Origin of the sequence: Pseudomonas sp. BTN1, assembly GCF_001907715.1 — a bacterium.
Taxonomy (GTDB): Bacteria; Pseudomonadota; Gammaproteobacteria; order Pseudomonadales; family Pseudomonadaceae; genus Aquipseudomonas; species Aquipseudomonas paracarnis.
Window position 1 is genome coordinate 25419 of sequence record NZ_MPBM01000062.1, and the last position, 8540, is coordinate 33958.

The 8540-nt window shown below is 52.5% G+C and carries 7 protein-coding genes and 2 pseudogenes; 4 read left to right on the top strand and 5 right to left on the bottom strand.

What is annotated here, in order from left to right; translation table 11 throughout:
- The first annotated feature begins 44 nt into the window (after positions 1-44).
- On the top strand, positions 45-401 hold the full coding sequence (locus BMH52_RS25585) for a VOC family protein (protein WP_073845458.1): 357 nt from the start codon (positions 45-47) through the stop codon (positions 399-401).
- Positions 402-479: 78 nt separating this feature from the next.
- On the opposite strand, the gene BMH52_RS25590 is transcribed toward BMH52_RS25585, so the two are convergent.
- Entirely contained in the window at positions 480-965 is a 486-nt protein-coding gene (locus BMH52_RS25590; protein WP_083610656.1) for a DUF2867 domain-containing protein, read from the bottom strand.
- A 101-nt stretch (positions 966-1066) separates the two neighbouring features.
- On the opposite strand from BMH52_RS25590, the gene BMH52_RS25595 reads away from it, so the two are divergent.
- Both BMH52_RS25595 and BMH52_RS25600 read left to right on the top strand, forming a co-directional pair.
- Complete coding sequence (locus BMH52_RS25595) at positions 1067-1315, top strand: DUF6429 family protein (protein WP_073845460.1); 249 nt, start codon at positions 1067-1069, stop codon at positions 1313-1315.
- Positions 1316-1391: 76 nt separating this feature from the next.
- The gene (locus BMH52_RS25600) at positions 1392-2009 is read left to right on the top strand and encodes a LysE family translocator (protein ID WP_032902438.1); all 618 of its coding nucleotides are present in this window, start codon (positions 1392-1394) and stop codon (positions 2007-2009) included.
- Positions 2010-2282: 273 nt separating this feature from the next.
- Here BMH52_RS25600 and BMH52_RS25605 read toward each other — a convergent pair whose 3' ends face one another.
- The 3 genes and pseudogenes from BMH52_RS25605 to BMH52_RS29780 all read right to left on the bottom strand — a co-directional run.
- Positions 2283-2798 carry a GNAT family N-acetyltransferase gene (locus BMH52_RS25605; protein ID WP_073845462.1) on the bottom strand — a complete coding sequence of 172 codons (516 nt, stop codon included), beginning with the start codon at positions 2796-2798 and terminating at the stop codon, positions 2283-2285.
- Positions 2799-3057: 259 nt separating this feature from the next.
- Positions 3058-4272, bottom strand: coding sequence for an aldose 1-epimerase family protein (locus BMH52_RS25610; protein ID WP_073845464.1), 1215 nt, complete (start codon positions 4270-4272; stop codon positions 3058-3060).
- Between the two features lie 472 nt (positions 4273-4744).
- Positions 4745-4919: pseudogene (locus BMH52_RS29780) on the bottom strand (integrase); the annotation flags it as partial.
- 228 nt (positions 4920-5147) lie between these two features.
- Between BMH52_RS29780 and BMH52_RS25615 the strand changes: the two are divergent.
- Complete coding sequence (locus BMH52_RS25615) at positions 5148-7481, top strand: GGDEF domain-containing protein (RefSeq protein WP_083610655.1); 2334 nt, start codon at positions 5148-5150, stop codon at positions 7479-7481.
- Between the two features lie 678 nt (positions 7482-8159).
- Here the strand turns inward: BMH52_RS25615 and BMH52_RS25625 are convergent.
- A pseudogene (locus BMH52_RS25625) lies at positions 8160-8396 on the bottom strand (LysR substrate-binding domain-containing protein); the annotation flags it as partial.
- Positions 8397-8540: the final 144 nt, after the last annotated feature.

The following is an 8540-nucleotide window of genomic DNA, read 5'->3' on the forward strand; positions in this document are numbered from 1 at the left end:
ATACGCTACACTTGCGGCCTGAACCACGAGCCACGGAGGCCACCATGAGCACAACCGGTAAAGACAGACAGATCGACAATATCGAATTCAACGTAAGCGACATCGCCCGCAGTAAAGCCTTTTACGGCGCTGCATTCGGCTGGACGTTCGTCGACTACGGCCCCACCTACAGCGAGTTCAGCGATGGCCGGCTCACGGGCGGTTTCACCACCGGCGAGCCTGTGCGACCGGGCGGCCCGTTGGTTATCTTGTACGCAGATGACTTGGACAGTGTGCAGCAGCGGCTTCAACAGCTGGGTGCGGTGATTACCCGCCAGACGTTTTCGTTTCCAGGAGGCCGCAGGTTCCACTTCACCGATCCAGATGGGTATGAACTGGCGGTGTGGAGCGTTGCGCTGTGATCCAGCGCTTTAGCTGTATCGTTGAAGCGCGACAGCTCCGACGGAGAATAAATTGTGTTGAGGGAGTCTTTTCCAGATTCAAAGCTGTTGCAGCTTACGCTGCAAGCGGGTCATTAGCCGATTGACGATCAGCTTGTGCGCCGGCCCCACCGGCAGCATGTAGAGGCGCCCAAAGGTGTTGTGGGTGATCACCGATGAAGTGATCGTAAGCACACGATCAGCAAGTGAAAGGCAAATCATCACATCCAGGTGCCGGTCACGCTCGGTCAGCACCAGCCTATCCGGCGCGCAGTCCTCCACCAGGAAAAAATCAAGCCGCTCACCCGCTTGCACCGTCACGCGCCGATTGCCGGAAAACCCGCCGATGCGCTTAACGCCAAACCTTGAAGAAATCCCATCTCTGATCCGAAAGGCCAATTTTAACAGCGGTCCCGTTTCGGCGGTCATGATGTTCCAGGCATCCAGCGCGCTGATCTCAGTCGACAATGGCACCGACCTGCAATCGTAATAATTGAGTTCAGACGGTGCACCCAACGTGTGACTGACAGAGTGAGTCGCCAAGATTTTTTGTCCATGATCAAAACCGGGATTGGCATCATAACTCTTCAAGCGAAATGCTGCGCTAAGCTAGACAGGGTCTGTGGAACTCAAGCGGAGTACCCATTATGGAATACGACGAAAAACGGATTGAGGAAACCGTACTTGCCCTGCTGACCACCTTCAGCTTTGATAACGGCAACTCATGGAAAGGCCACGACTTTCAAATAATGAACCGACTCCACGAGCAAGGTTTTATCAGTAATCCGGTGAACAAAAACAAATCCATTTGGTTGACGCAGGAAGGCTTGGAACGGGGCAGGCAAATTGCCGATCGGTTGTTTGGCGCGGCACCTGAAGCGCTCGCGGGGCCATAAGCCCAGCTACGGAGTGTTAAACCGCGCTTCATGCGTTTATCCTCAAGACTCCCCGACCTGCCAACCCGGAGCCGCCATGGACCTCGCCACCCTCGCCCTCTTCCTCCCCGCCTGCTTCGCCCTGAACATGGCCCCCGGCCCCAATAACCTGCTATCCGTGAGCAACGCTACCCGCTATGGCTACCGCACCTCCTGCCTCGCCGGTCTCGGCCGTCTGCTGGCCTTCGCCGGCATGATCGCCCTCGCGTCCGCTGGCTTGGCGGTGGTACTGCAAACCTCGGAGTTGTTGTTCTACGGGATCAAGATTCTCGGCGCGGCGTATCTGTTTTACTTGGCATATCAGCTATGGCGCGCAGACCCGCAGCAGGTAGAAACCGCGACGAGCAAGGTAGGCCTGTGGGCCTTGGCGCGGCAGGAATTTCTGGTGGCCGCGGGCAACCCCAAGGCGATCCTGATCTTCACCGCCTTCCTCCCGCAATTCGTGGTGCCCGGCCAACCCATCACCGCGCAATTTGCCCTGCTGGGTGTGATGTTCCTGGCCCTGGAATGGGTCGCCATCAGTGCCTACGCCTATATGGGCCTGCATATGCGTCGCTGGTTTGCCGAGCCGAAGGGCAAGCGCCTGTTCAATCGCTGCTGCGCAGGTTTGTTGTCAGCGGCCGCGGCGGTATTGTTGACTGCGCGCAGGGCGTAACCGCGGTGGGAGCGCCCCTGGCAGCCGACGCCGATCGAGCTGTGCCCCGCGATCCAAATGTGGGAGCTGGCTTGCCTGCGATGGCGGTGGTTCAGTTGAAAATTCAGTGACTGACACACCGCCTTCGCGGGCAAGCCCGCTCCCACAGGGGATCTGTGCCAGGCACTGATTTTGACGGCAATGCATGACCAATGTGGGAGCGGGCTTGCTCGCGAAGGCGGCCGGGCAGCCGACGACGATTCAACTGATGCCCAAGTTGCGTAGATACCTATGCTATCTCAACGGCAAACCATACCTCACCTCCACCAGCGCCACACCGCCCCTCTCAAGATGGCGCTCAGTCCCGGCCTCCTCGACACACCCCGCCCGGCGATAAAATCGAATAGCCCGTTCATTACCGGCCAAGACCCACAGCGTTAAACGCTCATAGCCTTGCGCCAACAGGTCTTGCAGGCCGGCATTCCACAAGGCCAGCCCGACGCCGGAGTGCCAATGCTCGGCGAGCACGTAGATGGCCATGACCTCACCTGCATTGGCCTGCACAGCGTCTTCATCACGGCTGGCACCGACTGATATCCAGCCAACCACCCGCTGGCCCACCTCGGCAACCCATACCGTCGACTCACCCGAGGCTAGCGAACGAACCCAATGGGCTTCGCGCCTAGCCAGCGTTGTTTGCAGCCCGCTCAAAAACTGGGCGGGCATCAAGTCACGGTAGGCGTCTTGCCAACTGCTGATATGCACCTGGGCAATGGCTTTTGCGTCGGCGGGTAAGGCCCTGCGAATCATGGAGATGCTCCTGAAATACGGTTATTTCAGTATGCATGCCCGTCGATGACAAAAAGCCCTGCGCTGAACACGGCCCAATATCAATGCCAACCCCAATGTAGGAGCGAGCTTGCTCGCGAAGAACTTCAACGATAACGCGGGCTTGCTAAGTGAACGCGGCGCCTGTGGGTTTTTCGCGAGCAAGCTCGCTCCTACAGCTGCAAGGCGATTCCGGCGTCGATGAAGAGCGCCGGGGCCCGCGTGAAGGCTCCAGCCAATGTCACCCCTTGGTCAGATCCACCAAAGGCGTCTGCCGCACCTCAGTCTCCCGCCCACCCTGAATCTCGCTGACCTGCTTCAAAGCCTTATCAACAGCCGCCTTATCCGCCAACAAGCTGTAGCTGATACGGAACTGCTTGTGTTCCTTCGCCCCGATCGTAGGCACCAGGTTCAGTGGCCGCTGATAACGACGGTTATAGGAAAAACTCGTCCCCGGCTCCAACCCCGTGACATAGCCCTGCCCTTGGGTATCAGTGTTCTTCCACAGCGAAAACACCGGCAGTGTCTGCGTATTGAAACCAACCGAAACCCCCAGGCTGCCGGCCTTGTTATGCAGCACGGTCAATGTATCGCCATTGGCATCGGCATACGGCACCACGTTGTAAACCGTTTCGTCATAGTCCTTGGTCGGTGCGCGATAGGTTTGCCAGTCGGCCAGTTCGCCCTTGGCCTTGTCATTGAACGGCGACACCTGCTTCACCGGCGCAACGAAACGCGCGCCCTGCTCCAGGAACGGGGTGCTGAAGTTACTGTGATACAGCGCCTGATATTCCTTCGGATAATCGCCATTGTTGGTCAGCGTGTCGTTGAGAGCGAACACCACACTGCCTGGCTCGGTGACCAGTTCGGTCGCAACAGAAAAATCGACCTTCTTGAACGCCTGCTCTTTCAGCTCGCCGCGCAGGGTGATGGCGTACGGCGGCTTTTCATCGATATGCAGGGTGACTTTATTCGCAGGGATATTCGCGGCCCGACCGTGCAGGGTCAGCAGCTCACCGTTGTCGATACCAGGGTGCCCGACCCATTCGTAGCCGCAGCGAGTAACCAGCTCATTGAAACCTTCCAGCCAACCCAGACCACCACGGCCATTGAGTTCGATAAAGGACGGATTCACCACTTCCTTGACCGGCGAATCCCAGCCCATGCGCACATCGCCAATCGACGCCTGCAACACGTTCATGCCACGCGTCGGCACCACCGAAAGCTTCATCGTGCCGTTATCGATATCGACAATGCTCACGCCCTCCTGCCGACCACCGTGCAAGGTGCGCAGGGTAACGCTGAAGGGTTTATCGATTTGGATGCCGAGCTGCTGGCTGGTGACCTGCCAGTTCTGGGCGGCTTTGTCGGTGTCCAGCAGCACGTAATCCCAGGCCATGGCGTGGGAGGCGGCAGAGAGTGCGCTGAGGGCAACGAGGAGTTTTAGCGGGGTCATGGTGAGCACCTTTATTGGAGTTGTTTGTGATTTATAAACTCGATGAAACGTTTCAGCAAGCTTAAAAAGCGAGACGGCGTGGGGAAATTCCAGGAAGGAGACGAGACTAGCCTCGGGGAGACTGGAGCAAAAAAGTGGGATGAACGGCGTATGAGCTTTAGACCATCCGTGCCGGTTACAACCTTGACGTTGCTCGTCGGCTGCAATGACACTTATAGTCCCCCGGTCGCCACGCGGCGACCAGGTTTGGCGACCTGCTTATCGGTAAATCATTGCATTTATCGGAGTTTAAAAAATGGAAAGATATATCCCTCTTACTGGAAGCGAACGGGTTCCAGCCTCCCTGCTCATTGACTCCCACGCACCGCTCGAGGTGCTGCAAACGATGGCTGACTATCGTATTCGTACCGTGACTGAGGTATTGGAAAAAATCGCGTTCGGGGTGAGGTAGAGGCTGACTGCTTGGTGCTCCGCAAGCTCGAAACTTGCTGTCGATAGCCAGATCGAAAAGAGCTACATCGCGTGTTCTTTCTGCAATTTTAAGCCTTATCTGGATGACCCAAATCTCCCAGTCGTAGCGCAGTTAACTACCCAACCAATTTTTCTTTGTTCCAGGACTGACAATTGCGAGTAGCGATCATGTTCATGACGTGTACTCTACGTGTGAAGGGACAAGGATGGCTACCAAAGCAAAGGCCGCTAACCACCATTAGCAGCTATCAGACCCAGGTTTTTTGTCCTATGGAGAATTCACGACCCTAGAATTCAATGCCAAGCTTGCATCTCTTACAAGAGTAAGCGTCCCACGAAAACAATTTTCTTGAGAAAAAAAGCATTCGATGCCAAATTGGCATCATGCTGCATAGAGAATATGCATGATTCCTAACGGATGCGGTTATCCTTTCATAAAAATAAGTGCCAATATGAAAATTGACAAGCTTAAAATTTTTTACACAGAACTAAATTCTGAATTTATTAGTGAGTGCGAAAAATGCGAAGTCCATTTCAACTCAAATAAAAACTGGACAAATATACTCACATTAACAGCTGCTGATTCTAGTGATATTTCCTCCTTGGAAAAATCAATATCTGAGCCAGTTTCCTATCACGCCTCTAACAGCCTAACGGCCTGGTTCCATATAGCCGATTCGAATGTAACGGTCTCATTAAAATTTGCTAAGTCTCCACAAATAGAGAAAAGACGAAAATATCGTGCGCGGATTGAGAAAATCCATGAGAGCGCCTCAAACGCTTACAAAGTATCACATCACCCACTCACCCATCTCCTCGCCAAGGATGAATTTAGAAAAACGCTGCTTGCGGAGATATTGGAAATATCAAAGCTACCATCGTCCTTTATAGTAGCACAAGAAAGCAAGCACCCAAGAAAGCTTGCAGTAATGGCACTAGACATAGACTACTTCAAACAGGTAAACGACACTTGGGGTCACTTATATGGCGATCAGGTTCTCAAAACTTTTGGCAAAAGGCTTGAGGACGCCGCCTTAACAATACAAGGTGAAACGCAATATTCTCCCTCTGCATATGTTGGACACCCATCAGGGGAGGAGTTTTTGATTTTAGTTAGCGCAAATGCGACTAAAGAGCAGTTCAAGCTTTGGGCAGACGCTTTTAGGACATCTATCTCGGACGAGGTACTCCCAACACAAAAAGAGTGGGACTGGCTTTCCCAAAGTTCCGACACTACCGCGCTCAGCCTTCCGCAGACTCAAGATAGAACAATTACGACTAGCATTGGGATAGCACTTCACAACCATGTCCCCTCAACAGATTCCACGCTAGATCCTTCTGCTATACTTCTTGATCGTGCCGATACCGCGCTCTATCGCGCTAAAGCCGCAGGTCGAAACCAAGCAATATTCTATGACGAGATTCTTTCTTCATGCGGGAGGATTTTAGAGCAAGACGTCAATACTGGCGTGATCGCTATTGATATAGGATCTAACGTAGGCGTTTCAATTGGACAAGAGTTTAAAGTTTTTAATCCGAAATTTTCCGGCGAAAGAAAATTTTCAATAAATGACGGCCGTACAACTCGTACTCTTGGGACTTATCCCAGAGTTGAGAGCGCGAGAATCGTTGTTTTTGACTGTCAACCTGAAGTTTCATTTGCCTCTATAGATTCAATAGATGACACTAGCAAAGCTCTAGAGTTCGGTTCCACCTTGGAAGCTATTCCTGCAGGAAGTATAGGCCATCTACTACCTCACGCCTCGAGATACTTCCCTGCAATCAATGATCAATTACGCACAGGCGGCGTGCAAGCAATCCAAGACTTCGTAAAAACCAACCCAAAAACAAACAAACCTTATGCTCTTGTTATTCGATTTACAAGAGAGCCAGAGTATTTGAGAAAATACGGAACAGCTGCACTAAACAACTCTCTCGCTCGTCTATATCGGGCTGCACAAACAGCCTTTCAAAATTCTCGCAATATTGAAGTTCTGGACAGATCTTCGATATGCGTGGTCGGGACAGATAAAAGCTACAACAATGAGGCAATCACTAATTTTGTAGAGCATATAGCAGATGAACTTCCTGAGCTGGGTGTTGCAGGGGGAGTACTCTGCCATGAAGACATGACTCTTTTTACGAAAAAAGATATAACTTTAGACCCTGCCAATATTATTGAACTGGCTCGCTTTGCGGCATCTGAGTTCGGTAGAGAGGCACAACTTAAAGTCCGCCACTTCACTCCTAAAACCCCAGCAGAGGTTTTTAATGCTTTAAGGGAGGCGCGATCATTCGAAATAGCGTACACGGACTTTGAGCGATTAATTAGCCTTGGCGTTAAACTTCCCGACGTTTACAACCAAGGAGGACTAATTTCAAGTGGTCTCGGGCACCGAGATAAATCACTGAAGCACTTTCATGCTGCATTGAAGCTCTCACCAAAAGAATACATTTATAAGACAAATTTTGGCACTGTTGCATACGCTCTTAACGAGATCGAGCTTGGGCTAGAGATACTAAACACCTTAACGGATGAAGAGGTTGAGAGATCCAGAACTGGTCATGCATATGGCTATACGTCATACGCATCTCTTTTGGCGTCAGCTAAGCTAGGTGGCTTAAATTCATATAGCCATGCGCGCTTTACCGCTATGGCGCCCATTGCTCTCGGCATGACTGATATAGCGGAGTATGCCAATAGCAATATCAACAAGGCTCTCTTGGCGGTCGAATAATGTAATCACTGAAGCCTCTGCTTGACAGTTCCTTCGAAATGTTTATTTCTACGGAGGGGTTTTAATGCCCCTCGATGCTTTATGGCAGCGGCTGTTGCACTTGCAGTCCTGCTAGTCGCAGTATATTCAGCATGCCAATCCAATGTCCCAGTGATGAAGTGAAAAACTGGAAGGAGCTACACTCGCAGTGATTGCCTTGATCTCTGTGCGTATGCACACTCGGAATTAGTTTAAGGCCTGCGCACCAACACGTTCAGATAAAAAGGGAATCAACAGTGAACGCTTTAGGCATATCGCCTGTGAAATATGCAATCTACAACACTTTGATGCTCGCGCTGAGCGGCTGCGTCATCATCACGCGTGAATACACCGTGACGGCTCACGATGCTCCCCGAGCATAGATAGAAACTCGGCACCTCGTCGCCCAGGGCCATAACATTTCCCCATACGCAACGCTTTCTGCCGCAATTCAGCGAGGCTACGATGATCATCCGTAATGCCAAGACCGGCAAGGAATTGCGTAGCGAGATTCCACATCACTGTCATTGAACCGAAAAAGGCTTTCCAGCCGCACTCTTTTAGTTCAATGCGCCCGCATTAATTACAGCAGATGGCCGCTTTTAGCCACAATCCGCCCATCAATCACCTTCCCTCCAAAAGTTCCAAACCCACACGCCCTCACCCCCCACACCTCTCCACCAAAAAATCCACAAACGCCCTAACCCGCGCCGGCATCGCCCCTCCCCCCACAAACACCGCATGAATCGGTTCCACATCCCCAGGATTAAATTCCTCCAACAACACCACCAACTCCCCCCGTCTCACTTCCTCCACCACACTAAACGCCCCAATCCTCGCCACCCCCCCCCCCACCTCCCCCAACCCCGCCAACGCCTCCCCCCCCCTCCCCCCAATCCCTCTCTCTTTTCCCCATCCCCCACCCCCCCACACCCCACTCGCACTCGTATGCCGCCCTCTCCTTGCACAAAAAAAAAACAAACAACCACACTAAAAACGACAACCACACCAAAACAGACCATCTATCACAACATATAAAAA

What these genes read in the sequence shown, in the direction of transcription:
- BMH52_RS25605 (WP_073845462.1), bottom strand. Translation starts at nt 2,798, where the DNA reads ATGATTCGCAGGGCCTTACCCGCCGACGCAAAAGCCATTGCCCAGGTG.
- BMH52_RS25610 (WP_073845464.1), bottom strand. Translation starts at nt 4,272, where the DNA reads ATGACCCCGCTAAAACTCCTCGTTGCCCTCAGCGCACTCTCTGCCGCC.
- BMH52_RS25585 (WP_073845458.1), top strand. Translation starts at nt 45, where the DNA reads ATGAGCACAACCGGTAAAGACAGACAGATCGACAATATCGAATTCAAC.
- BMH52_RS25595 (WP_073845460.1), top strand. Translation starts at nt 1,067, where the DNA reads ATGGAATACGACGAAAAACGGATTGAGGAAACCGTACTTGCCCTGCTG.
- BMH52_RS25615 (WP_083610655.1), top strand. Translation starts at nt 5,148, where the DNA reads ATGATTCCTAACGGATGCGGTTATCCTTTCATAAAAATAAGTGCCAAT.
- BMH52_RS25600 (WP_032902438.1), top strand. Translation starts at nt 1,392, where the DNA reads ATGGACCTCGCCACCCTCGCCCTCTTCCTCCCCGCCTGCTTCGCCCTG.